At 73.1% G+C, this 24320-nt stretch carries 24 protein-coding genes and 1 pseudogene; 12 read left to right on the forward strand and 13 right to left on the reverse strand.

Going from position 1 to position 24320, the window contains the following annotated elements; all coding sequences use genetic code 11:
- The first annotated feature begins 181 nt into the window (after positions 1-181).
- From ACZ5TL_RS22230 to ACZ5TL_RS22240, 3 genes are read left to right on the forward strand one after another with little or no spacing between them, the layout of a single operon-like run.
- Complete coding sequence (locus ACZ5TL_RS22230) at positions 182-1711, forward strand: glycosyltransferase family 4 protein (protein WP_468591828.1); 1530 nt, start codon at positions 182-184, stop codon at positions 1709-1711.
- On the forward strand, positions 1705-2454 hold the full coding sequence (locus tag ACZ5TL_RS22235) for a class I SAM-dependent methyltransferase (protein ID WP_468591830.1): 750 nt from the start codon (positions 1705-1707) through the stop codon (positions 2452-2454). The genes ACZ5TL_RS22230 and ACZ5TL_RS22235 overlap by 7 nt, the downstream gene beginning before the upstream one ends.
- Entirely contained in the window at positions 2451-3521 is a 1071-nt protein-coding gene (locus tag ACZ5TL_RS22240) for a prenyltransferase/squalene oxidase repeat-containing protein (RefSeq protein ID WP_468591831.1), read from the forward strand. The genes ACZ5TL_RS22235 and ACZ5TL_RS22240 overlap by 4 nt, the downstream gene beginning before the upstream one ends.
- Positions 3522-3616: 95 nt before the next feature.
- Here the strand turns inward: ACZ5TL_RS22240 and ACZ5TL_RS22245 are convergent, their stop codons facing one another.
- The 7 genes and pseudogenes from ACZ5TL_RS22245 to ACZ5TL_RS22275 all read right to left on the reverse strand — a co-directional run.
- Positions 3617-3910 carry a hypothetical protein gene (locus tag ACZ5TL_RS22245; RefSeq protein WP_355829879.1) on the reverse strand — a complete coding sequence of 98 codons (294 nt, stop codon included), beginning with the start codon at positions 3908-3910 and terminating at the stop codon, positions 3617-3619.
- A gap of 46 nt (positions 3911-3956) precedes the next feature.
- Entirely contained in the window at positions 3957-4967 is a 1011-nt protein-coding gene (locus tag ACZ5TL_RS22250) for an LLM class F420-dependent oxidoreductase (protein ID WP_468591862.1), read from the reverse strand.
- Between the two features lie 115 nt (positions 4968-5082).
- A complete protein-coding gene (locus ACZ5TL_RS22255; RefSeq protein ID WP_468591832.1) occupies positions 5083-5916 on the reverse strand; it encodes a hypothetical protein in 834 nt (277 codons plus the stop codon).
- A 158-nt stretch (positions 5917-6074) separates the two neighbouring features.
- Positions 6075-7025 carry an N-acetylmuramoyl-L-alanine amidase gene (locus ACZ5TL_RS22260; RefSeq protein ID WP_468591833.1) on the reverse strand — a complete coding sequence of 317 codons (951 nt, stop codon included), beginning with the start codon at positions 7023-7025 and terminating at the stop codon, positions 6075-6077.
- Positions 7026-7088: 63 nt separating this feature from the next.
- Entirely contained in the window at positions 7089-7376 is a 288-nt protein-coding gene (locus tag ACZ5TL_RS22265; RefSeq protein ID WP_468591835.1) for a hypothetical protein, read from the reverse strand.
- A gap of 108 nt (positions 7377-7484) precedes the next feature.
- Complete coding sequence (locus ACZ5TL_RS22270; RefSeq protein ID WP_468591837.1) at positions 7485-8135, reverse strand: class I SAM-dependent methyltransferase; 651 nt, start codon at positions 8133-8135, stop codon at positions 7485-7487.
- Positions 8136-8229: 94 nt separating this feature from the next.
- Positions 8230-8814, reverse strand: a pseudogene (locus ACZ5TL_RS22275) (carboxypeptidase-like regulatory domain-containing protein); the annotation flags it as partial.
- 35 nt (positions 8815-8849) lie between these two features.
- On the opposite strand from ACZ5TL_RS22275, the gene ACZ5TL_RS22280 reads away from it, so the two are divergent.
- A complete protein-coding gene (locus ACZ5TL_RS22280; RefSeq protein ID WP_468591838.1) occupies positions 8850-10298 on the forward strand; it encodes an MFS transporter in 1449 nt (482 codons plus the stop codon).
- A gap of 235 nt (positions 10299-10533) precedes the next feature.
- Positions 10534-11304: a class I SAM-dependent methyltransferase gene (locus ACZ5TL_RS22285; RefSeq protein WP_468591839.1), complete on the forward strand. Its 771-nt coding sequence runs from the start codon at positions 10534-10536 to the stop codon at positions 11302-11304.
- A 208-nt stretch (positions 11305-11512) separates the two neighbouring features.
- Here the strand turns inward: ACZ5TL_RS22285 and ACZ5TL_RS22290 are convergent, their stop codons facing one another.
- Positions 11513-12709: a hypothetical protein gene (locus ACZ5TL_RS22290; RefSeq protein WP_468591840.1), complete on the reverse strand. Its 1197-nt coding sequence runs from the start codon at positions 12707-12709 to the stop codon at positions 11513-11515.
- A gap of 501 nt (positions 12710-13210) precedes the next feature.
- On the opposite strand from ACZ5TL_RS22290, the gene ACZ5TL_RS22295 reads away from it, so the two are divergent.
- Genes ACZ5TL_RS22295 through ACZ5TL_RS22305 form a run of 3 tightly spaced genes read left to right on the forward strand, consistent with a single transcriptional unit; the run spans position 13211 to position 16137 of the window.
- Complete coding sequence (locus ACZ5TL_RS22295) at positions 13211-14068, forward strand: MaoC/PaaZ C-terminal domain-containing protein (RefSeq protein ID WP_468591841.1); 858 nt, start codon at positions 13211-13213, stop codon at positions 14066-14068.
- A 33-nt stretch (positions 14069-14101) separates the two neighbouring features.
- Positions 14102-15178, forward strand: coding sequence for a Zn-dependent alcohol dehydrogenase (locus ACZ5TL_RS22300; RefSeq protein WP_468591842.1), 1077 nt, complete (start codon positions 14102-14104; stop codon positions 15176-15178).
- An 11-nt stretch (positions 15179-15189) separates the two neighbouring features.
- Positions 15190-16137, forward strand: coding sequence for a 3-oxoacyl-ACP reductase (locus ACZ5TL_RS22305; RefSeq protein WP_468591843.1), 948 nt, complete (start codon positions 15190-15192; stop codon positions 16135-16137).
- Between the two features lie 195 nt (positions 16138-16332).
- On the opposite strand, the gene ACZ5TL_RS22310 is transcribed toward ACZ5TL_RS22305, so the two are convergent.
- Positions 16333-16503, reverse strand: a complete 171-nt coding sequence (locus tag ACZ5TL_RS22310; RefSeq protein WP_468591844.1) for a hypothetical protein — start codon at positions 16501-16503, stop codon at positions 16333-16335.
- A gap of 97 nt (positions 16504-16600) precedes the next feature.
- The gene (locus tag ACZ5TL_RS22315; protein ID WP_468591845.1) at positions 16601-17959 is read right to left on the reverse strand and encodes a hypothetical protein; all 1359 of its coding nucleotides are present in this window, start codon (positions 17957-17959) and stop codon (positions 16601-16603) included.
- Between the two features lie 199 nt (positions 17960-18158).
- On the opposite strand from ACZ5TL_RS22315, the gene ACZ5TL_RS22320 reads away from it, so the two are divergent.
- From ACZ5TL_RS22320 to ACZ5TL_RS22330, 3 genes are read left to right on the forward strand one after another with little or no spacing between them, the layout of a single operon-like run.
- A complete protein-coding gene (locus ACZ5TL_RS22320; protein WP_468591846.1) occupies positions 18159-19013 on the forward strand; it encodes a Nif3-like dinuclear metal center hexameric protein in 855 nt (284 codons plus the stop codon).
- Positions 19010-19753 (forward strand): zinc ribbon domain-containing protein, encoded by a 744-nt coding sequence (locus tag ACZ5TL_RS22325; RefSeq protein ID WP_468591863.1) that lies wholly within the window; start codon positions 19010-19012, stop codon positions 19751-19753. The genes ACZ5TL_RS22320 and ACZ5TL_RS22325 overlap by 4 nt, the downstream gene beginning before the upstream one ends.
- Positions 19754-19773: 20 nt before the next feature.
- Positions 19774-21057, forward strand: coding sequence for a bifunctional RNase H/acid phosphatase (locus ACZ5TL_RS22330; RefSeq protein ID WP_468591847.1), 1284 nt, complete (start codon positions 19774-19776; stop codon positions 21055-21057).
- Between the two features lie 268 nt (positions 21058-21325).
- Here the strand turns inward: ACZ5TL_RS22330 and yaaA are convergent, their stop codons facing one another.
- The 3 genes from yaaA to ACZ5TL_RS22345 are packed head-to-tail and all read right to left on the reverse strand — an operon-like array spanning position 21326 to position 23482.
- Positions 21326-22108 carry a peroxide stress protein YaaA gene (yaaA, locus tag ACZ5TL_RS22335; protein WP_468591848.1) on the reverse strand — a complete coding sequence of 261 codons (783 nt, stop codon included), beginning with the start codon at positions 22106-22108 and terminating at the stop codon, positions 21326-21328.
- Between the two features lie 43 nt (positions 22109-22151).
- Positions 22152-22730, reverse strand: coding sequence for a hypothetical protein (locus ACZ5TL_RS22340; RefSeq protein WP_468591849.1), 579 nt, complete (start codon positions 22728-22730; stop codon positions 22152-22154).
- Positions 22727-23482 carry a MerR family transcriptional regulator gene (locus tag ACZ5TL_RS22345; protein WP_468591850.1) on the reverse strand — a complete coding sequence of 252 codons (756 nt, stop codon included), beginning with the start codon at positions 23480-23482 and terminating at the stop codon, positions 22727-22729. Before ACZ5TL_RS22345 ends, ACZ5TL_RS22340 begins: the two co-directional genes overlap by 4 nt.
- Positions 23483-23655: 173 nt before the next feature.
- Here ACZ5TL_RS22345 and ACZ5TL_RS22350 point away from each other — a divergent pair, with 173 nt between their 5' ends.
- Positions 23656-24225: a Uma2 family endonuclease gene (locus tag ACZ5TL_RS22350; protein WP_468591864.1), complete on the forward strand. Its 570-nt coding sequence runs from the start codon at positions 23656-23658 to the stop codon at positions 24223-24225.
- Positions 24226-24320 lie beyond the last annotated feature (95 nt).

Here is a 24320-nt window from a genome sequence, read left to right on the forward strand (position 1 = left end):
GGACGAGTGATCACACAGCATGGCACGGCACCGGCCGTGGCGTGAATCACCTGATCCACTGGTCACAGCGCCCCTACCTGCCGGTAGATTCAGAGCCTCCGGACGATCAAGTCTGAAACTTGTTCTAGATTAGCGTCCCGGCGTAATCTCGCGGGACAGTGCAGGGAGAAGGGGGCCCGGAGTGACCGCTGAGGCCAGGGAGGCCGGGGCCCCGGAGGACCCCGCTGCCGACGGCTTGCGACCGCTCGACATCGCGCTCCTCACCTACAAAGGGAACCCGTTCTGCGGCGGCCAGGGCGTCTACGTCCGGCACCTCTCGCGCGAACTGGCCCGCCTCGGCCACCGGGTCGAGGTCATCGGCGCCCAGCCGTACCCCGTCCTCGACGAGGGCTACGACGGGCTGAGCCTCACCGAGCTGCCCAGCCTCGACCTGTACCGCCAGCCGGACCCCTTCCGCACGCCGGGCCGTGACGAGTACCGCGACTGGGTCGACGCGCTCGAGGTCGGGACGATGTGGACCGGCGGCTTCCCCGAGCCCCTCACGTTCTCGCTGCGCGCCCGCCGCCATCTGCGCGCCCGCCGCGGCGAGTTCGACGTCGTGCACGACAACCAGACCCTCGGCTACGGCCTCCTGGGCGATGTCGGCGCGCCGCTCGTGACCACCATCCACCACCCCATCACCGTCGACCGGCAGTTGGAGCTGGACGCGGCGGACGGGTGGCAGCGGCGCTGGTCGGTGCGGCGCTGGTACGCCTTCACGCGCATGCAGAAGCGGGTGGCGCGGCGCCTGCCCTCCGTGCTCACCGTCTCCGGTACGTCCCGCCAGGAGATCATCGACCACCTCGGCGTCCGCCAGGACCGCATCCACGTGGTCCACATCGGCGCCGACACCGACCTGTTCTCGCCGGATCCGTCCGTGCCGGTCGTGCCGGGGCGGATCGTGACGACATCCAGCGCGGACGTCCCGCTGAAGGGCCTGGTACACCTCGTCGAGGCCTTGGCGAAGGTACGCACCGAGCACCCGGCGGCCCATCTCGTCGTCGTCGGCAAGCGTCCCGCCGAGGGGCCGGTCGCCCAGGCGATGGAACGCTACGGGCTCGACGGCGCCGTCGAGTTCGTCAAGGGCATCTCCGACGCCGAACTCGTCGACCTCGTGCGCTCGGCGCAGGTCGCGTGCGTGCCGTCGCTCTACGAGGGCTTCTCGCTGCCGGCCGCGGAGGCCATGGCGACGGGGACGCCGCTGCTCGCCACGACCGGTGGTGCCATTCCCGAGGTCGCGGGCCGCGACGGCGAGACGTGCCTGGCGGTGCCGCCCGGCGACGCGGGGGCGCTGGCCGCCGGGCTCGGCCGGCTGCTCGGCGACGCGGAGCTGCGCGCGAGGCTCGGGGCGGCCGGGCGGGAGCGGGTACTGCGGCACTTCACGTGGGCCAGGGCCGCGGAGGGAACGGTGGCTCGGTACCGCGAGGCCATGTCCCGGGCCGGGGGCGAGGCAGGACGCTCCGCGGCGCGCACCGCGCCCCGGACGCCCGGCCGCCCCGCAGCCTCGACGGGGGCCGGGCCGGCCAGGCCGGCGGGCGCCGCCTCCGTGACCGCGGGGGCTGCCGGCCGCGCGGCTCCGGCGGGTGCCGAACCCGCGGCCCCGGCAGGTGCCGGATCTCCGGCACCGACAGATGTAGCAGGCGTCAACTCCGAAAGCAGGGCCACGTGCTGACCGTCGACTTCTCCCGGTTCCCGCTCGCCCCGGGCGACCGTGTCCTGGACCTCGGCTGCGGTGCCGGCCGGCACGCGTTCGAGTGCTACCGGCGCGGCGCGCAGGTCGTGGCGCTGGACCAGAACGCCGACGAGATCCGCGAGGTCGCCAAGTGGTTCGCGGCGATGAAGGAGGCCGGCGAGGCCCCCGAGGGCGCCACCGCCACGGCCATGGAGGGCGACGCCCTCGCGCTGCCCTTCCCCGACGAGTCCTTCGACGTCGTGATCATCTCCGAGGTGATGGAGCACATCCCGGACGACAAGGGCGTCCTCGCCGAGATGGTGCGGGTGCTGAAGCCCGGCGGGCGCATCGCCGTCACCGTCCCGCGCTACGGCCCCGAGAAGGTCTGCTGGACCCTGTCCGACGCCTACCACGAGGTCGAGGGCGGCCACATCCGCATCTACAGGGCGGACGAGCTGCTCGCGAAGATCCGCGAGGCCGGGCTCAAGCCCTACGGCACCCACCACGCCCACGCGCTGCACTCGCCCTACTGGTGGCTGAAGTGCGCGTTCGGCGTCGACAACGACAAGGCGCTGCCGGTGCGGGCGTATCACAAGCTGCTGGTCTGGGACATCATGAAGAAACCCCTGGCCACCCGGGTCGCCGAGCAGGCGCTGAACCCGCTGATCGGCAAGAGCTTCGTGGCGTACGCGACCAAGCCGCACCTGCCGCGTCTCTCCGGCAACGGGGCGGACGCCACGTGACGACTCCCCGGACGGAACATCTGGTCCTGCCCGGGGTCCTCACCGCCGGGCAGGCCGCCGCGACCGTCGCCGGCATCCTCGCCGGGCAGCGCGAGGACGGCGCGATCCCCTGGTTCCGGGGGCACCACCTCGACCCGTGGGACCACGTCGAGGCGGCCATGGCCCTCGACACCGCCGGTGAGCACGAGGCCGCCGAGCGGGCCTACCTGTGGCTGGCCCGGCACCAGAACGAGGACGGCTCCTGGTACGCGGCCTACGCCGACGGGGAGTTCACCGATGTCACCGACCGGGGCCGGGAGACCAACTTCGTCGCCTACATAGCCGTCGGCGTCTGGCACCACTACCTCTCCACCGGCGACGACACGTTCCTGGAGCGGATGTGGCCGGCGGTGTACGCGGCGGTGGAGTTCGTGCTGCGCCTGCAGCAGCCGGGCGGGCAGATCGGCTGGCGGCGCGACGACGACGGTACGGAGACCGCTGACGCCCTGCTGACCGGATCCTCCTCGATCCACCACGCCCTGCGCTGCGCCCTGGCCATCGCCGAGCAACGGGAAGAAGGCCAACCGGACTGGGAGTTGGCCGCGGGCGCCCTGCGGCACGCCATACGGCACCACCCCGAGCGGTTCCTGGACAAGGACCGGTACTCGATGGACTGGTACTACCCCGTACTGGGCGGCGCGCTGACCGGCGCGGACGCCAAGGCCCGCATCGAGGAGGGCTGGGACCGGTTCGTCGTCCCCGGACTCGGGGTGCGGTGCGTGGTTCCCAACCCGTGGGTCACGGGGGGTGAGTCCGCCGAACTCGCGCTCGCGCTGTGGGCCATGGGGGAATCGGACCGCGCGCTGGAGATCCTGCAGTCGATCCAGCACCTGCGCGATCCGGAGAGCGGGCTGTACTGGACCGGGTACGTCTTCGACGACGGCGCGATCTGGCCGCAGGAACTCACGACGTGGACGGCCGGGTCGCTGTTGCTCGCCGTGGCCGCGCTGGGCGGGCACGAGGCGACCTGTGCGGTGTTCGGCGGGGAGCAGTTGCCCCTGGGACTCGAGGCGGACTGCTGCGCCTGAGCGCTCGGGGGCTCGCCGGGTTCGCGGGCGCGCGCAGCGGGTGGTTGCTCGCGCGGTTCCCCGCGCCCCTGAGGACGAGCCCCCGAGCGGCGTTCTCAGTGCCGGTGGGCCCGATTGGCTATCGCGTGGCCGATGAACAGGTACACCACCGCTGCCAGACCGTAGCCGCAGACCACTCGGGCCCACGCCTCGTCGAACGTGAACAGGTCGTGCGACCAGCCCGCCAGCCAGCGGGCCGCGTCGTGGATGAACTGGACGAACGAGTTGCCGGGGTTGGCGTCCAGCAGGTACATCAGGATCCACAGACCCAGGATGAGGGCCATGATGTCGGCCACGACCGCGACGATCGTGCCGGCTTGAGTCGCACCGTTGCGATATCGAGGGGACATACCTTCCGGATTGCCCCTGAAGTCCGGATGAAACCCGGAGATTCGCTCAGGAGTTCAACTCCGCGAGTATGCGCAGGGTATGAGGGTCGGAGCTGAGCACGAGGAGGTCCGTCACCGGGCCCTCGCGCCACAACTCCAGCCGCTCGGCGATACGTTCAGGCGGCCCGACCAGGGAGATCTCGTCGGCGAAGGCGTCGGGGACGGCGAGGACCGCCTCCTCCCGGCGGCCGGACAGGAACAACCCCCGGATGCGGTGGGCCTCCTCCTCGTACCCCATGCGGGCCATCAGATCGGCGTGGAAGTTGCGGGTCGCGTGGCCCATGCCGCCGATGTAGAAGCCGAGCATGGCCTTGACGGGCAGCAGGCCCTCGCCGACGTCGTCGCAGACCCGGGCCTGGGCCAGCGGTGCGACCAGGAAACCCTCGGGCAGGTCGGCCAACGCAGGGCCGTACGCCTCCGGCCGCGTCGGCGACCAGTACAGCGGCAGCCAGCCGTCGGCGATCCGGGTCGTCTGGGCGACGTTCTTCGGCCCCTCCGCGCCGAGCAGGACCGGCGGACCGGGGCGCAGGGGATGGGTGATCGGCTTGAGGGGTCTGCCGAGGCCGGTGGCATCCGGGCCCCGGTAGGGGTGGGAGTGGAAGCGGCCGGACAGTTCGACGGGGGCCTCGCGGCGCAGCACCTGCCGTACGACGTCGACGTACTCGCGGGTGGCGGTGAGCGGAGAGGAGGGGAACGGGCGGCCGTACCAGCCCTCCACCACCTGGGGGCCGGAGAGTCCGAGGCCCAGCATCACGCGGCCGCCGGAGAGGTGGTCCAGGGTGAGGGCGTGCATCGCGGTCGTGGTCGGCGGGCGGGCCGCCATCTGCGCGACCGCCGTGCCCAGGCGGATGCGCGAGGTGTGCGCCGCGATCCAGGTGAGCGGGGTGAAGGCGTCCGAGCCCCAGGACTCCGCCGTCCAGACGGAGTCGTAGCCGAGGCGCTCCGCCTCCCGCGCGAGGGGCACATGGTCCGGGGAGGGGCCGCGGCCCCAGTAGCCGAGCGCGAGACCGAGCCGCATGACGCCTCCCAGGCTCATGACCTGACGGTTGGTCAGCTCCGGCGGCGACTGTACGGCAACGGCCCCCCACCCGGAAGGGCGAGGGGCCGTACGTCGCTTAAGGACTCTAAGGCGCTCAGCCGCGCTGGATGCCCGAGGTGTCCTGGAGGACGCCGCGGCGGCCGTCCTGCGTCTGGGCGACCAGGGCCGCGCCACGCTGCTCGACGGCCAGGTACCAGGTACCCGGGGCGAGTTCGGCGATGGGCGTCGGCGAGCCGTCCTCGGCGAACAGCGGACGCGGCACCGGCACCGCGAACCAGAACGGGGAGAAGTCCCCGGCCGGGGGCTGCGGCTGGGCCTGCGCCTGCTGGGGCTGGCCGCCGTAGGGCTGTCCCGGCTGTCCGGGCTGCCCCGGCTGCGGCTGGCCGTAGCCGCCCGGCTGCTGCGCGCCCGGGTAGCCGTAACCACCGGGGGGCTGGGCGCCGTAGGGCTGCGGGGCGGCCGGGCGGGGCGCCGGGAGGAGGGCGCCCTTGAGGGCCGGGACGAGGGGGGTGGCGACAGCGGCGGCGGCCATCAGCAGCGTGGCGACCAGGGCGAGGATCAGGCCGATGCCGGCGTCCGGACCGTCCGAGGAGTTACCGAAGTTGTTGTTGGCGCTCGCCGGGTCGAAGATGTTACCGAGGGCGCTCCACGCGGCGAAGACCGTGAGGACGGCGCCGACCTGGCCGAGTTCGAGACCGGCGACCTTCGGGGCCTGCGTCAGAGCGCGGCCGACGACGACGAGCGCGGCGCCGATGAGGCCCGCGAGTACAACGCCCATCAGCACCGGGCCGCTGCCCCACAGGCTGGGCATTTCCAGGCCCTCCGGAGCACCGTCGGACGAGTAGAAGTCGAGAAACGACGCGATGAACAGCAACACCGCTGCTCCGATCACCACGCCGTCGCCTCGAGTGAGGGAGCGGATATTCACTTCAGGTCCTTCGTAGGTCGTCTCGTCGTCGGTAGAGGCGTCGCTGTCACCATGCCGCCGTCAGGTTCCGGTGTGAAGCGCGGAGGTGGCCCCTCATCGTAAGGAGGACCCTATCGTCAGCCCGATCAGGGTGTCCGCCGGGATCCGCCGGTCCGGGACTACCCGCGCAGGAAGCTCACGATTCCTTCAGAGACCCCTTGCGCTGCCTTCTGTCGCCACGCGCCGCTGGTGAGCAACGCCGCGTCCTTGCTATCGCGCATGTTGCCGCACTCGATGAACACCTTGGGAACCGTTGACAGATTGAGACCGCCGAGGTCCTTACGCGTGACGAGACCGCTGCCGTCGCCGGTGTAGTTGGACGGCGCGCTGCCGGTGACGGCCGCGAAGCGGCCCACGACGTGGTCGCCGAGGTCGCGGGAGGGGGCGACGATCGCCCGGGTGTCCGCGGCGCCCGCGTGGACCGCGCCGGGCAGGATGACATGGAAGCCGCGGTTGCCGGCGCCCGAGCCGTCCGCGTGGATCGACACCACGGCGTCGGCCTTCGCCGCGTTGCCGATCCGCGCCCGTTCGTCCACGCACGGGCCGTAGGGCCGGTCGCCGTCCTGCGTCAGCTTCACCGTGGCGCCCTGCTCTTCGAGGAGCGTGCGCATCCGGTGTGCCACGTCCAGGGTGAACCGCGCCTCGGTGTAACCGTCGTTGGTGGACGTGCCCGTGGTGTCGCACTCCTTGGAGTTCGTCCCGATGTCCACCTTGCGGTTGATCTCGGACGCGTGCTGGAAGTTGCCCGGGTTGTGCCCCGGGTCGATGACGACGACCTTGCCCTTCAGCGGTCCGGAGGCGCCGGGCGCGGACTTCGAGGGCGCTTGGGAGGGCGCCGGGGAGGCGCTCGGCTCCTTGGCGTCGTCGGAGGGCGCGCCCGCCGCGGCGGGCGGGGAGGACCGTACGGCCGCCCGCCCCGAGTTCCCTCCGTCCCCCGAGCCGCCCACCGTCGCGTACGCCAGCCAGCCGAGCAGCGCCCCCGGCACCAGCGCGGCGAGCGCGACGGTCAGGGGGCCGCGGCGGGAGCGGCGGGGCTGGGGAGGTTCGAAGTCCGGGCCTGCGTACGACACGTCTGCCACCCTAGCGGCCGTGCCGGGCGGAGAGCGGGCCGAGCGCGGCCCGACGGGTGCCGGCTACGCGTCGTTCCCGCCGCCGTCCCCGTGCCGTACCGCCTCCTTCACCTGGGCCTCCACCTCCTGGCGGGGCGTCTCCTCCTGCTTCGCGTACGCCGTCACCGCCGCCTGGACGTCCCGGGCGAGGTCGCGCCAGGCGCGCCAGGCCGTCTCCCAGGTGGTGGTCTGGCGCCCGCTCCACGTGGTCTGGGTGGGCGGCCCGTACGCGTCCTGCAGGTGACGTACACGGGCGTACGCCTCGTCCGCCGCGCGCTGCTTCTCGACGAGCTCTGCGAAGGTGTGTGCCACGCGCCCGGATCCTTGGGCAGCGGCGGTCGCCCGAACGACGCGCCACGCCGCCCGTGGGCCGACCGGGAGGGGGTGAGGCGCGCGCGGTTCACCCGCCCAGCCGTTCTGCTAGACGCCCGCCCCGGTACGCCGCAGGACGCGCAGCGAGTCCGTCGCCGAGACCTCGGTGAACGCGCCGGAGGCCAGCGCCCGCAGGTAGACGCGGTACGGGGCCTGGCCGGTGAACTCGTCCTCCGGCTCGGGGAAGACGTCGTGGATGACGAGCAGACCGCCCTCCGCCACGTGCGGGGCCCAGCCCTCGTAGTCGGCGGTCGCGTGCTCGTCGGTGTGGCCGCCGTCGATGAAGACGAAGCCGAGAGGGGTCTGCCAGATCGCCGCGATCTGCGGGGAGCGGCCGACCAGGGCCACCACGTGGTCCTCCAGGCCCGCCCGGTGCAGGGTGCGGCGGAACGTGGGCAGCGTGTCCATCAGGCCGAGCTCGGGGTCGACCGTCTCCGGGTCGTGGTACTCCCAGCCCGGCTGCTGCTCCTCGCTGCCGCGGTGGTGGTCGACGGTGAGCGCACTGACCCCGGCCTCCCGGGCCGCGTCGGCGAGCAGGACCGTGGACCGGCCGCAGTACGTGCCGACCTCCAGGAGCGGCAGCCCGAGCCGCCCGGCCTCCACCGCCGCCGCGTACAGGGCCAGCCCCTCGCCCACGGGCATGAACCCCTTCGCCGCCTCGAACGCGGCCAGGATCTCGGGCTTCGGGGCCGCGGTCATGGGGTTCCTCTCGGTCGTACGACGGTCCGGGCGCCCATGGTCCCGTACTCCCGGCGCGGGGGTGACAGGGGGCCCGGACGGGTGGGGAGCGGGGTCAGGCGGAGACCGTCTCGCCCGGCAGTGGCAGGTCCAGGCCGACCGGCCGCTCGTCGCCCGCGTGGGAAGCGGAGGAGGCGTGCGGGCCGTGGCCGGTGGCGCGGGCGGCCACGACGTAGGAGCCCTGCGCGGGGACGGTGAGGGCGTAGCTGCCGTCCTCGGCGGAGAGGGTCGCGCCGGCCTGCTGACCGCGGCGGTCGGTCAAGGTGACCTTGGCGCGGGCGACCGGGGAGCCGTCGGCGGCCGGCACCCGGCCCTGGAAGCCGCGCAGGACCTGCTCGGCCCGCTCCAGTGCCGCGTCCTCCTCGCCGCCGGCACACAACCGCTGCTTGTCCGACGGGCGGCGGCCCGGCAGGAACAGCGCCAGGAGCAGGCCGACGGCGACCGCGCCCGTCGCGATCAGGAAGGAGACGCGGAAGCCGTGCATGGTCGGGATCTCGACGCCGCCGACGGTGTTCGCGGTGCCGGCCAGCACCATGCCGATCACGGCGCTCGACACCGACGTGCCGATGGAGCCCTGGGTGCCAGGGCCGGCCCCGGTCGTAAGTCCCGGGACCGAGGACCGGGCCCGGCGATATCCCGATGCACGGGGCGGAAGCGGGTTGAGAGCATGCACCCATGCTCGAATCCGCAGATCCCGCCCCCGCAGCCGCCCACCGGTCCCGTCTGTCCCGCCTGCGTGCGCGCGGCACGCCGCCGATGTGGCTCGTGGTGGCGCTCACCTGCGCCGGTCAGTTCCTCGTCGTGCTGGACGTGTCCGTAGTCAACGTGGCCCTGCCGTCGATGCGGACCGGTCTCGGGCTGAGCGAGCAGGGCCTGCAGTGGGTGGTGAACGCCTACGCCATCGCCTTCGCCGGGTTCATGCTGCTCGGCGGGCGGGCCGGGGACCTCTACGGCCGCAAGCGGATGTTCCTCGTCGGGCTCGGCCTGTTCACCCTCGCCTCGCTGGCCGGCGGGCTGGCGCAGGAGGAGTGGCAGCTGCTGGTCGCACGGGCCGTGCAGGGGCTGGGCGCGGCGGTGCTGGCGCCGTCGACGCTGACGATCCTTATGGCGTCGGTGCCCGAAGGGGCGGCCAGGGCCCGGGCCATAGGGACGTGGACGGCGGTCGGGGCCGGCGGCGGCGCGGCGGGCGGGCTGGTCGGCGGGCTGCTCGTGGAGACGCTGTCGTGGCGGTGGGTGCTGCTGATCAACGTGCCCGTCGGGGCCGTGGTGCTGTGCGCCGCCGCCTGGTTCCTCACCGAGGGCCGCGCCGGTGACGGACGGCGGCTCGACCTGCCCGGCGCGCTGCTCGTGACGGCCGGGCTCGGCACGCTGGCCTACGGCATCTCCCAGACGGAGGCGGCGGGCTGGACCGCCCCGGCCACCCTGCTGCCGCTGTTCGCCGGGTTGGTGCTGCTCGGGTCGTTCCTCGCGGTCGAGGCCCGCACCGCGAGCCCGCTGATGCCGCTCGGACTCCTGCGCGTCCGCTCGGTCGCCTCGGCGAACGTCTCGATGTTCCTGTGCGGTTCCGCGATGTTCTGCATGTGGTTCTTCATGACCCTCTACGCGCAGAACGTCCTCGGCTACACCCCGCTCGAAGCCGGCCTGGCCCTGGTCCCGAGCTCCGTCGCCGTCATCCTCGGCTCCAAGCTCGCGCCCCGGCTGATGCCGACGGTCGGCCCGCGCAACGTGGCGGCGCTCGGCACGCTGGTCGCGGTGGCGGGCTTCGCCTGGCAGTCCACGATGACCTCCCACGGTTCCTACGCCACGGCGATCCTCTTCCCCGGCATCCTCATGATGCTCGGCGCGGGCCTGGCGGCGACCCCGCTCGCCTCCCTGGCCACGTCCGGGGCGGCGCCCGAGGAGGCCGGACTGGTCTCCGGCCTCGTCAACACCTCCCGCACGATGGGGGGTTCACTCGGCCTGGCCGTCCTCTCGACCCTGGCGGCGGCTCGTTCGGCCGGCAGCGCCACACCACAGGCACTGACGGAGGGCTACGCGCTGGCCTTCCGGGTGGCCGCCGCGGTGCTGGGAGCGGGAGTGCTGCTGATGTGGGTCTGGCTGCCCCGCAGGACGGGGGAGCGGTAGGGCCGCCGACGCGGGCCAGAAGAACGCCTGACGCGTGGTCCCGAACCGCCGCGTGACGGCCCCTGGACGGCGCGCCGAAGGCGTTTCGGGGCAGGGGTGGGGTGGTCCTCCGGCGACCGGCGCCCCCGGTGCGCGACGGGCCGTGGAGCGCCTCCCGATCACGCCCGCCAACCCCCTCTGACCTGGCGTTTCGATCCCCCTCGGCCTAGGGTTGGGGGACGCGGAAGGGGGCCGGATGGACCGGAACATACGCACCGTCGACGATGTACTCGCCCTGCTCGACGGGCTCTTCACGCCCGACGCCGACCGGTGGACGGAGCGCGGAGCCGACTGGTGGGACGGCTTCTACGCCGACCGCTCCCGGCCGGTGCCGTTCTTCGTGGCGAAACCGGACGAGAACCTGGTGAGTTGGGCGGACAACGGGCTGATCGGCGGGCGGCGTGCGCTCGAACTGGGGTGCGGCCCGGGGCGCAACGCGCTGTACCTGGCGGCGCTCGGGTTCGAGGTCGACGCGGTCGACCTCGCGCCGGTGGCCGTCGAGTGGGCCCGGGAGCGGGCCCGTGAAGCCGGTGCCGAGGGCGTGCGGTTCCACTGCGGGGACGCCTTCGCCCTCGCCGGTGGGGACCTCACCGGACCGTACGACCTCGTCTACGACTCCGGCTGCTTCCACCACCTGCCCCCGCACCGCCGCGTCAGCTACCTGACCCTGCTGGAGGGGGTCCTGGCGCCCGGGGGCCTGTTCGGCCTCACGTGTTTCGCCGCCGGGGACGGCGGGATGGGGGCGGAGGTGTCCGACGCGGACCTCTACCGCGAGGGCGGCGGACTGCGGGGCGGCCTCGCCTACACGCCCGAGGCGTTGCGGGGGATCTTCTCCGGGCTGAGCGAGGTCGAACTGCGGCGGATGCGGGACGAGCCGGAGGAGTCGGAGCGGTTCGGGGAGTCCTTCCTGTGGACCGCCCTCTTCCGGCGGACGCGGGACTCGGAACCGGCCCCGGCGGGGCCTTGACGGCGGGCCTCGCGTAGGGCCTCCCCGCGATTGAGGGTGCTGCCTGTCGTGCCGACGGCGGGGGAGAGCTGGGTGCGGACCGGGGGCTCCGAGAGGCGGAGCCGGGCGTCGATGCCGACGACGACCGCCGCGCCGTCGGCGGATGCCGTCACGGGCCCGGGGCGGGGCGAGCGGGGCGGTCGGGGCGGTCGGGGTGGGCGGGGCGGGGTTAGCCGAGTACTGAGGCCAGTGTCCGCGTGAAGGCCGCCGCCGAGTGGTCGGCGTGCTCGCGGATGCGCGCCGCGACGGCGTCCGCTCCGCCGCCCTCCACCAGGTGGACGATCCGGTCGGCCTCGGCCTCCTGCTCCTGCCCCTCCCGGGTGGACAGGTAGAAGTCCGTCGCGTCGTACGCCATGTGGAAGACGTGCTTCTTCACATCGCTCAGCGTCAGGTAGTCGTCGTGCGTCTTCGGGGTCGGCTCGGGCGCGCCGACGCACACCGCCGGGGTGCCGGCGCCCCACGCGTTGACGGCCAGGTGGTACGTGTCCGTGATGACCAGCCGGTAGCGGGGGAGGACCCCCACCAGGTCGCCGATGGTGTGCGCGCCCGGGCGGGCCGCGATGTGACCGACCGGGGCGGGGACGTCCCGGTCGAACCAGGGCAGCCACTCCAGCGGTGCGCCCAGGCGGTCGGAGAGGCCCTGGCAGAATGCGGGCAGCCAGTCGGGGACCGGCGTACGGGCGCCGAGGAACACGCCGATCGCCCCGCCGTCCGGAACCGACCGGGACCACTGCGTGGTCGGGAGGTGGTCGAGGTCGCCCGGGCGGTTCAGCAGCGCCGCGTCCGAGCCGAAGTAGTCGGTCGTACGGTCCCCGCGCAGGTGCGCGATCTTCGCCGCGGAGAGCGGGTCCCGCACCCAGACCCGCCGGCTCTTCCTCACCAGGCGGGAGAAGAGCGGACCGTACTCCTTGTCCTCGTAGTCGGACTGCGTGTTGTGCAGGATGGTCCCGCCGTAGCTGAGGGTCCTGGCGAGGAGTTCGTCCGGCTGGTCCGCGAACAGCAGGGTCCGGTTCAGCAGGCTCCGGGCGGCGTCCCGGTCCGCGGCGATCCCGAAGTCCGTCAGGCGGTTCGTCGCGTCCTGCGCCAGGTAGTGGCGGGTGTGGAGGAAGTCGCCCCAGAAGACGACCGCGTCGTGATCGCGGAGCGTGTCGAGGTGCTCGGCCAGCGGACGGAAGTCGAACGGGAACCCGGCGCCCCGCGCACAGTCGCGCAGCGGGACGGTCCGAGGCGTGTGCAGCGTGTACCAGGTGGCGTCGAACGCGCCGCCCGCCCGCCGCCGCAGCGACTCGAAGGCGAGGTCGACGGTCAGCATGCCCGTGTTGCGGTACCCGATGTTCGGCGCGGTGATGACGGCGACGCGTGCCATGTGCTCCAGTTCCCCTAGCCGTTGCCGACGCCGCCGACGTGTGGCGCGGCCCCTCGGTCAACGTACACGCAGCCAACACCCCGCGGACGTCGCGGCCCTGGGGGCCGGGCGTCCGCGCCCGCCGGTTGCGCGTCCACCGCGGGCCGCCGGGCGCCCGCTCCCGCGGACCGGGTGTTCGCTACCCCGGGCCGGGCGTCCGCTCCCGCAGGCCGGGCGTCCGCTCCCGAGGGCCGGCGTTGCCTCAGCCCCGCTCGGCGACCACCTCGGCCGTCTGCGCGTCGTTCCCCGGCAGCCGTCCCGGCCGGTTGCGCGTCGTTCCCCGGCAACCACGTCATCGCCCGTTTGACCTGACGTACCGTCAGGAGTCTTCACAAGTGTGGGGGCCTGGGCTATACAGAGTCGCAGGACTGGAACGTGTTCCAGTTCGGAACCGGACGGCCTCGGTGCGGCCGACGGTGCGGACGACCGTACCGAGGTCTTCCCACGGCGATCAGGAGCCCCATGCCCATCGACGCAGCCAAGGCGCTCGCCGCCGAACCCCGGACCGGCGAGATCTCCTGGGACCACAAGGACGTGCAGCTCTACCACCTCGGCATCGGCGCCGGCAGCCCCGCCACCGACCCCGACGAGCTGCGCTACACCCTGGAGTCCCGGCTGCACGTCCTGCCGAGCTTCGCCACCGTCGCGGGAGCCGGAAAGCCCGGGGTGACCAGCGGGCTGTCCATGCCCGGCATCGAGGTCGACCTCGCCCGGGTCCTGCACGGCGGCCAGCGCCTCGTGCTCCACCGGCCCATCCCGGCGCAGGGCACCGCCACCGCGACCAGCAGGATCGCCGCCGTGTACGACAAGGGCAAGGCGGCCGTCCTCGTCCTGCGGACCGACGTGGCCGACACCGAGGGCCCGTTGTGGACCAACGATGCCCAGATCTTCGTCCGGGGCGAGGGCGGCTGGGGCGGCGACCGCGGCCCCTCGGCCCGCCTCGACCCCCCCGTGGGCGAACCCGTCCGGACCGTCGAACGGCCGGTCCGCGAGGACCAGGCCCTGCTCTACCGCCTCTCCGGCGACTGGAACCCCCTGCACGCCGACCCCGAGTTCGCCAAGGTCGCCGGGTTCGAGCGGCCCATCCTGCACGGGCTGTGCACCTACGGGATGACGCTCAAGACGGTCGTCGACACGCTGCTCGGCGGGGACGTGACCCGGGTGCGGTCGTACGCCACCCGGTTCGCCGGGGTCGTGTACCCGGGGGAGACGCTGCGGATCCGGACGTGGCCCGGGGAGGGTTGCGTACGTGTCGCCGTGAGCGCCGCCGAGCGGGGCGACGCGCCCGTCCTCGCCGACACCGTCGTGGAACACACCTGAGTCCTTGCACGCCGTACGAGGGGAGCCCGCACCATGCGCGCAGCCGTACTGCACGAGATCGGCCAGGACAAGCTGGAGGTCCTCGACGACGTCGAGGCGGTGGGGTTCGGCCCCGGCAAGGTGCGGATCCGGGTGCGCGCCACGGGGCTGTGCCACTCGGACCTGTCCGCGATGAGCGGGGTGCTGCCGCAGCCCGCGCCCTTCGTACCCGGGCACGAAGGCGCGGGGGAGATCCTCGAGGTCGGCGAGGGCGTCGGCCACGTGAAGGCGGGCGACCGGGTCATCGTGTGCTGGCTGCCCGCCTGCGGCGCCTGCCCGGCCTGCACACGCGGCCAGACCGAGCTGTGCCTGGCCGGGTTCATGAACGCGGGCACCCCCAACTTCAAGCGCCCCGGCGGGGACGTCTTCGGCTTCGCGGGCACCGGCACCTTCAGCGAGGAGGTCGTCGTCGACGCCGGCTGCGCGGTGCCGGTACCCGACGACGTGCCCTTCGACATCGCCGCCCTCATCGGCTGCGGGGTGACGACCGGCCTGGGCGCCGCGCTCAACACGGCCGACCTGGAAGCCGGTTGCTCGGTGGCGGTCATCGGCTGCGGAGGCGTCGGCATCTCCGTGATCCAGGGCGCCCGGCTCAGGGGCGCCGCGGAGATCGTCGCCGTCGACCCGATCGCCGCGCGCCGCGAGTCGGCGCTCCGCTTCGGCGCCACCCGCGCCGTCTCCCCCGGCGAACTGCCCGACGCCAAGCAGCAGATCACCGGCGGCGAGGGCTTCGACCACGTCTTCGAGGTCGTCGGCAAGTCGGCCACGGCACGGACCGCCTACGACACCACCCGGCGCGGCGGCACCCTCGTCGTGGTCGGTGCCGGGGCCATGGACGACTGCCTCCAGCTCAACATGTTCGAGCTGTTCTTCGACGAGAAGCGGATCCTGCCGTCCCTGTACGGCGGCGGAGACGTCCTGCGCTCCTACGAACGCACCATCGCCCTGTGGCGCGCGGGCCGGGTCGACCTGGCGGGCCTGATCACCCACCGGGTCCCCTTCGCCGACATCAACGAGGCCCTGGACCAGATGCGGACCGGGACCGCCCTGCGTACGTGCATCGAGATGTGAGGACCCCCGCCATGCCGCTGCCGCTGCCGCTCCAGGGACTGTCCGCGATCGTCACGGGCGCGGGCCGGGGGCTCGGCCGGGCCGAGGCACTGGAACTCGCCCGGCTCGGTGCCGCCGTGGTCGTCAACGACTACGGGCGGCCCAACCGCGACGGAACCGGCGAGGCCTCCGCAGGGCCCGCCGAGGAGGTCGCCGCCGAGATCCGGGCGGCGGGCGGCTCCGCCGTCGCGCACACCGGTGACGTCTCAGACTTCGAGCAGGCGCGCGAGCTGGTCGAGTCGGCCGTCGCCGGGTTCGGCAAACTCGACATCCTCGTCAACAACGCGGGCATCCTGCGCGACCGCATGGTGTTCTCGATGGCGGAGGAGGAGTGGGACTCCGTACTCCGCGTGCACCTCAAGGGGCACTTCAACACCACCCGCTTCGCCGCCGCGCACTGGCGGGAGCGGTCCAAGAGGGCCGGGAAGCCGGTCTTCGGGAGGATCGTCAACACCTCCTCCGAGGCGTTCCTCGCCGGATCCGCCGGGCAGCCCAACTACGCCGCCGCCAAGGGCGGGATCGTCGGCCTCACCACCTCCACGGCCCTCGCCCTCGGCAAGTACGGCGTCACCGCCAACGCCATCTGTCCCCGCGCCCGCACCCGGATGACCGAGGACGTCTTCGCGGGCGTCGAGCAGCCCGGTGGTGACGGCCTGGACCCGCTCGCCCCCGAGCACGTCGCCCCGCTCGTCGGCTATCTGGCCTCGCCCGCCGCCGCGCGGATTACCGGGCAGCTTCTCGTGGTGCACGGCGGGATGGTCGCCGTCGTCGAACGGCCGCGGGTCGCCGCGAAGTTCGACAGCAAGCAGGACACCTTCACGTACGACGAACTGGACGCCGCCCTCGGGCCGTACTACGCGGACCGGCCCGCGGGGGAGACGTTCGCGGCGGCGGAGGTGCTGGGGCTGAGACGTGGGTGAACTGGGTCCGAGGCCGGGTGGGCTGGGTCCGAGGCCGGGTGGGCTGGGTCTGAGGTGCGGGTGAATGGGGGCTGAGACACGGGTGAATGGGGGCTGCGACGGGGGTGAATGGGGGCTGCGACAGGGGTGACGACACGGAACGGCCCTCCCCGCGTGGCGGGAAGGGCCGTTCGCCGTCTGGTGACTGGCGGGCCGTCAGGCCGCAGTCACGGCTTGCTCGGTCTCGGCCACCGGCTTGCGGTGGCGTCCGCGCGGAGCCGTCTCACTGTCCTGCGTGGAGACCTCGCCACGGTGCCGGCCGTGGCCGGAGGAGGAGGTCTGCTGGACGTCGGCATTACGCGGCTGGTTCGTGCTGGCGTCGCTCATCGGATGGAATTCACCCCGTCAACATGATCTTTTTTGCAGCCGGGTGAGTTTAACCGGCACCCCGGGTCCCGGATCCAGGCGGCCACGCCAACCGGCACTAGTTCGTTACAAGGCGTCCCAACGGCGCCTCCTGGAGGGGGACCGGGCGAGGCGTCGAAGGGGTCGGAGGCGGGGCGGACCGCGCCGGCGAGGCGGGCGGTTCGGGCTCCTCGGGAGAGCCGGGGAGCCCGGAGGGCTGGGAGTCCCCCAGGGGCCCGGGGTCTCCGCGGTGCCCGGAGTTTCCGGGGTCTCCGAGGTCTCCGGGGCCTCCGGACACTCCGGGGTCGCCGGACACTCCGGAGTCTCCGAGGTGCCCCGGGTGTTCAGGAACCGGGGCTGCCGGGTCCGGCTCCGGACGCGGTACCTGCGTGGCCCCGGGCTCCGGCGGCACGGCCCCGGGCGGACTCACCTGCGCCACACCGCACGGCACGGCCTCCGTCGCGTACGGCAGCCGCAGCACCCCGTCCGGCGTCCACAGGCCGGTGCCCGCCAGCCACCCCTGAGGTGCCGGGAGATGGTGCACCCGCCGCTCGGCCGGCCGCCACACCCCGACCCAGCTGCCCGCCGGACCGTCCACCCGCAGCGCCACCGCACAGCTCTCCGGCGTCAGCATCTGCCCCGGCTGGATCGCGAACGGCGTGACGGAACAGTCCCGCAGCCGCAGGCACTCCGGGAAGCGCACCGGCAGCGTGCTGCCCAGAACGCCCCAGCCGAGGCGGTCCTGCCCCGGCGAGGGCGCGTCCGAGCGGACGATCAGCAGCCCGCTGTCGTGGTCGGCGAGCAGCAGCCGGTCGTCGCTCCCGGCGGCGATCTGCAGCAGCGGCGACACCTCCCCGCCGCGCTCCAGGTCCACCACGACGGCCTTGGTCCGACCGCCGGTCTCCCGGTCCAGGGCCAGCAGCCGTGCCGCACGGTCCAGCCACACCCCGCCGGAGCAGCGGCCGGGCAGTTCCGCCAGCCGCTCGGGCCCGGAAGCTCCGCCCGCCACCAGCCACACCGACGTCGCGCGCGGACCGACCGCGAGGGCGTACGCCTTCTCCCCGCCGGGGGCGGGCGGCAGCAGCCGCAGCCGGGCGGTCCCGTCCGGGCACTCGACCGCGCCCAGGGGCAGCTCTCCGGTGCCGGGCCCGGTCGGGTACAGCAGGGAGAAGGCGTGCCGCCCGGCCACCAGCCGGTGGATGAGGACCCGCCCGTCGCCCATCGGCTGCACCTCGGTGCCGGGCTCCTCCGGCTGGTTGCGGGGCAGGGGCACCGCATAGGGTTCGGGACCGTCCAGGGTCCAGCGCTCCGGGAACCAGCAGTCGCCCGCCGACGCGAGGCGAGCGGCGTAGGCACCGTCCGCGGAGAGCGTGCAGCGGGCCTGCGTGGCGTCCCCGTCCTCGTGTCCCGCCGAAGGCTCGATCGCACAGGCAGTCATCGTTCGGTCACCTCCAGTGACGAACGTAGTTTTCATACGCGCGGGCGGGGAATTCCTTGGGCCTCGACTTCACACATAAGGGTGTTCCAGGAACGATTCGCCTGAGGGAAAGGGGGCGATTGTGCTGCGCGGTGCGATCCGGAGCGGGCGGGGGCGGTGGCGGTGCAACGCCACAGATCAGGCGGGTAGCCTTGCACCCGTGCCCCGTCTGTCTGAAGTCATCGCCGCGCTGGAGAACCTGTGGCCCGCTGAACGGGCCGAGTCCTGGGACGCGGTCGGCACCGTCGTGGGCGACCCCCACCAGGAGGTCTCCCGGGTCCTGTTCGCCGTCGACCCGGTCCAGGAGATCGTGGACGAGGCGGTGAAGCTGGGCGCCGGCCTGATCGTCACCCACCACCCGCTCTATCTGCGCGGCACGACGACCGTGGCGGCGACGCACTTCAAGGGCCGTGTCGTCCACACCCTGATCAAGAACGACATCGCGCTGCACGTCGCCCACACCAACGCCGACACCGCCGCCCCGGGCGTCTCCGACGCCCTCGCGGGCGCCCTGGACCTCAGGGTCACCGGGCCGCTCGTGCCGGATTCCACCGACCCCGAGGGCCGCCGGGGTCTGGGCCGGGTCTGCGCCCTGGACCACCCGCTGACCGTCCGCGAGTTCGCCGCCCGCGCCGCCGAGCGGCTGCCCGCCACCGCGCAGGGCATCCGCGTCGCGGGCGACCCCGAGGCGCTCGTGCGCACGGTCGCCGTCAGCGGCGGCTCCGGCGACAGCCTCTTCGACCACGTACGCGCGGCCGGTGTCGACGCCTTCCTCACCGCGGACCTGCGCCACCACCCGGTGTCCGAGGCCGTGGCCCACAGCCCCCTCGCGCTGTTCGACGCGGCGCACTGGGCCACCGAGTGGCCCTGGTGCGAGCTGGCCGCGAACCAGCTCGACGAGATCTCCGACCGGCACGGATGGGACCTGCGCGTCCACGTCTCGAAGACGGTCACCGACCCCTGGACCGCGCACGCGGCCTCTTCCCCTTCTGACCCCCCGGGAGCCCCGAACTGAACGCCGCGTCCGCCGACCAGATCCGACTCCTCGACGTCCAGGACCTCGACGTCCGCCTCCAGCAGCTCGCACACAAGCGGAAGTCGCTGCCCGAACACGCCGAGATCGAGTCACTGACCAAGGACCACACCCAGCTGCGCGACCTGCTCGTGGCCGCGCAGACCGAGGAGAGCGACACCGCCCGCGAGCAGACCAAGGCCGAGCAGGACGTGGACCAGGTGCGCCAGCGCGCCACCCGCGACCAGCAGCGCCTGGACTCCGGTGCCGTCACCTCCCCCAAGGACCTGGAGAACCTCCAGCGCGAGATCATCTCCCTCGCCAAGCGGCAGGGCGATCTGGAGGACGTGGTGCTGGAGGTCATGGAGCGCCGGGAGTCCGCGCAGGAGCGGGTGGCCGAGCTGACCGAGCGGGTCTCCTCCGTCGAGTCGAAGATCGACGCCGCGACCGCGCGCCGCGACGCCGCGTTCGAGGAGATCGACGCCGAGGCCGCCACGGTCACCAAGGAGCGCGAGGTCATCGCCGGTTCGATCCCCGCCGACCTGCTCAAGCTCTACGACAAGCTGCGCGAGCAGCAGGGCGGCGTCGGCGCGGCGAAGCTGTACGCGCGCAGCTGCCAGGGCTGCCGGCAGGAGCTGGCCATCACCGAGCTGAGCGAGATCCGCAAGGCGGCGCCCGACACGGTGATCCGCTGCGAGAACTGCCGCCGCATCCTGGTGCGCACGTCCGAGTCCGGTCTCTAGGCCTGCGGGGAGCCGTTCCGGTGCGGGAGTTCATCGTCGAGGCCGACGGCGGGTCGCGGGGCAACCCGGGGCCCGCGGGCTACGGGGCCGTGGTCAGCGACGCGGCGACGGGGGAGACCCTGCGGGAGACCGCCGGGTACATCGGCGTCGCCACGAACAACGTCGCGGAGTACCGAGGCCTGCTGGCCGGCCTGCACGCCGCCAGTGAACTGGACCCGGCCGCGACGGTCCACGTCCGCATGGACTCCAAGCTCGTCGTCGAGCAGATGTCGGGCCGCTGGAAGATCAAGCACCCCGACATGAAGCCCCTGGCGGCGAACGCGGCCCGGGTCTTCCCGCCCGGGCGGGTCACCTACGAGTGGATCCCCAGGGAGCGGAACAGGCACGCGGACCGGCTGGCCAACGAGGCGATGGACGCGGGGGCCAAGGGGGAGCAGTGGTCGGAGTCGGCGTCCACGGCTGAGCTGGACACGGTTGCCGAGGCCGAGGGCGTCTCCCGTACCGCGCAGGCGCACGTCGATGTCCGTACCGGCGAGGCCGGGGCGGATGCCGGTACCGCCAAAGCTGAAGCGGATGCCCGTGCCGCCAAAGCTGACTCGGACGCCGGTAGCGTCAAAGCTGAAGCGGATGCCCGTGCCGCCAAGGCCGTTGCCACCCCCGGCTGGGGTTCCGCCGACATGGGCGCGCCCGCGACCTTCGTGCTGCTCCGGCACGGGGAGACCCCGCTGACCCCGCAGAAGCGGTTCTCGGGGAGCGGCGGCACCGACCCGTCCCTCTCCGACGTCGGGCGGGAGCAGGCCGAGCGGGCCGCCGCGCTGCTGGCCCAGCGGGGGACGATCCAGGCCGTCGTGTCGTCGCCCCTGACCCGTACGCGGGAGACCGCCGGGATCGTCGCCGCCCGGCTCGGGCTCGACGTGAGCATCGAGGACGGGCTGCGCGAGACCGACTTCGGCGCCTGGGAGGGACTCACCTTCGCCGAGGTGCGCGAGCGCCACCCCGACGACCTGAACTCCTGGCTCGCCTCCCCGGACGCCGAACCCACCGGCGGCGGCGAGAGCTTCGCGACGACCGCCACCCGGATCGCCGCCACCCGCGACAAGCTGGTCGCGGCGTACGCGGGCCGCACGGTCCTGCTCGTCACGCACGTGACCCCGATCAAGACCTTCGTCCGGCTCGCCCTGGGCGCCCCGCCGGAGTCCCTGTTCCGCATGGAACTGTCGGCCGCGTCCATGTCGGTGGTGGCCTACTACTCCGACGGCAACGCCAGCGTCCGACTCCTCAACGACACGTCCCACCTGCGCTGAGCGCCGCCGCCAGGCGGCCCAGCGCCTAGCCCCGTCCCCCGACCGCGCCCCGCGGCAGCATCCAACTCCCGCCCACGCGACGCGACCGACGTCGGGCAGTCCCGGGGAGTCCGGGGCGGAGGCCGGGCCGACCCCGCCGGTGGGGCAGAACCTGGTCGGCCGGGCCGGACGGATGTCCTGCCGGGGGCGATGCGGGCACCCGGGGTGCCGTTCCCGCCGGGAGTGTCGACCGCGTCGGACGTTGCTGCCCTGCGCATCGACGGTGAACCTAGTGAACCTCGTCCACCAGCACATCCAGCGACCAAGCCTGCCCCGCCTTCGCGGGCGCCTGGGCCTCCACGACGTACCCGAGGTCCCGAAGCGCCTCGACCAGCGCGGCCGGCGACTCCGGAGACGCCCCGGTGGTCAGCAGGCTCCGCACGATCCGCCCCTTCGTCGCCTTGTTGAAGTGGCTGACGACCTTCCGGGTCGGCGCGTGCAGCACCCGCACGGACGCCGTCCGCCCGGCGACCTCGCCCTTCGGCCGCCACGCTGCGGCGTACGCGGCGGACCGCAGATCCAGCACCAGCCCGCCCCCGGCCACCTCGGGAAGCACTGACGCCATCGGCGTACGCCAGTGCACGCCCAGCGCACCGAGACCCGGCAGCTTCACGCCCATCGAGCACCGGTAGGACGGGATCCGGTCCGTCACCCGCACGGCACCCCACAGCCCGGAGAACACGAGCAGCGACCGCCCGGCTCGCCGCTTGGCGGCCGCGTCCAGGGACGCCAGGCCGAGGGCGTCGTACAGCACGCCGGTGTAGATCTCCCCGGCCGGCCGCGCCCCCGCCGTCCGCAGCTCCGCGTTCTTCGCGACCTCGCCGCGCAGCCCCTCGCTCAGCCCGAGCACCTCACGCGCCTTGCCCTCGTCGCCGGAGCACAGCTCGACCAGCTCGGTGAGGACGGCCTCGCGGGCGGCGGTCAGCCCCGGCAGGGACAGCGACTCCGGCTTCAGCGGGGCACCGCGGCCGGAAGAGGCCTTGCCTTCGGACGGCGGCAGCAGGACAAGCACGCGAACTCCTTCGATCGAACTCCGCCGACAGCGTACGGGGGCCTCAGACGCGGGCCCGTCCGAGGGCGCGGACCAGGTCGTCGGCGTCGTCGGCGTGGAAGCGGACGACCCGTACCGCGCGGCGCCGGCCGAGGAAGGTGACGTGGGTGACCGGCTCCGTCAGCTCCAGCGTGACGGTGGTCCGGGAACCCACCTCGACGTCCAGCTCGCCCTCGGCCCGCTCGTGCGTCATCCGCAGCTCGCGCCGCACCGAGGAGATCCGCTCCAGCGGCACGCGCAGGTCGACATGGACGTACCGCCGGATCCGCAGCGAGCCGCGGTCCACATCCAGCACATGCGGTCGTACGACGGACGAGGCGTGCAGCGCGACGACGAACACGATCGTGTACACGTCCAGGAAGAGGAACACCGCGTGCACGGTCGGCCAGTCCCGCAGCAGCACGGACAACGCCACCGTCTCGACGAGACACACGAACGCGAGACCGGCCATCATCGCGCCCTGCCCGCGCGCGTACCCGAAGGCCAGCCCGCTCCTCGTGCCGTGCGTGCGCCGCGCCACCCAGAGGGCGAGACTCGCGAACAACCGCACCTCGTGCCGGACCAGCAGCCGTCCGAGTCTCATCCCCGCTCCTCCGTGAGAATCCGCAGCGCACGGCGGAGCGCCTCCGCCTGTGCCGGGGCGAGGTCGTCGCAGAACGTGCGCAGGAAACGGTTGTCCTGGTCGAGCTCCCCCACCTCCGGGAACAGCCCCGGGGGAATGCACCCGGCGAGCGCCCGGGCCGCCCGCCCGACACGCGGGTCGTCCGGCTCCGCGTCGGCCAGCGCGTCCAGCAGCGCGTACGCCTCACCGGCCCGCGCCACCGCTCCCGGACTGCCCAGCGCCTCGCCGACCGACGCCACCATCCGCTCACGTGCCTCGGCCGGCATGGCGGTCTCCAGGAAGGCGAGGACCTCCCGGTCCTTGGCGGCCATGGGCGAGTCCGACAGATGCGCGGTCCCGGCGAACAGCGTTGCCAGCTCGGGCGACACGGGCCCTTCGGCGGGCAGTCCGCCCTCCGCCTCCAGCAGCGCCCGCAACCGCCCGCGCCGCTCCCGGATCGCCTCCTCCTGCCGCGCCAGATCCTCGTCCAGCTCGGTCAGCACCTCCACGAGGTCCCTCCCGGCGTCGTCCGCGAGCACGTCCCGCACCTCGGCGAGCCCCAGCCCCAGCTCCGTCAGCCGCCGGATCCGCGCCAGCACGACGGCATGCCGCAGCCCGTACTCCCGGTACCCGTTGGCCCGCCGCTCCGGCTCGGGCAACAGCCCCAGATGGTGGTAGTGCCGCACGGTCCGCGTGGTGACGCCGACGGTCCCGGCGAGTTCTCCGATACGCATGCCACCAGTGAAGACGTTGACGTTGCGGCAGGGTCAAGCGAGCCGCCCGGCCTTCTGACGAGGGCCGTGATCGTGTGCCACGATCGAGGGAACGGTTCCCGATCTCACGGACGGGTGGTTCGGCGATGTCCCAGTCTGGCGGGCGACAGAAGGAGGGGCGTGACATGACTGCCATGGCCCACGAGCCGCTCACGCAGGAAGAGGTCCTGCTGGAGGGCTTTCTCGCCCTGGACACCCCGGAGGGTTTCCGGGCCGAGCTGATCGAGGGGGAGATCGTGGTGACGCCGCCGCCGGACGGGGATCACGAGGACTACATCGGACTGATCGTGAGCCAGGTGCTCAAGCGGTCCCGGACGGACATGCAGTTCTCCGGTAACAAGGGGTTGAGGCTGAGGAGCGGGGGTGGCTGCCCGAAGAACCACGTGATCCCGGACGGCACGTTCGCTCCCATGGAACTACGGCTCTACCGAGGCGCGGAATCCTGGATGCCCTGCGACGGTGTCGCCATGGTCCTGGAGGTGACCTCCACCAAGCCGACGGCCGACCGCGAGGTCAAGCGTCGCTGCTACGCGCGGGCGGGCATCCCGCTCCACCTGCTCGTCGACCGGGACACCGCTCAGGTCACGGTGTTCAGCGAGCCGAAGGACGACGACTACCGCGAGCACTGCGCCCGCCCCTTCGGCAAGCCGCTCGCCCTCCCGGAGCCGTTCGCCTTCGAACTGGACACCGCGGATCTCCTCTGAACCGTTCCTAAAGACTGAGCGGGAGTGAGTCCTGTTGCCAGAACTCGTGCTCAGCCGGACGCCCCGAACGGTGTTGGGCATCCTGGTCCCCCGCG

It is taken from the genome of Streptomyces sp. NPDC033136 (genome assembly GCF_055578235.1).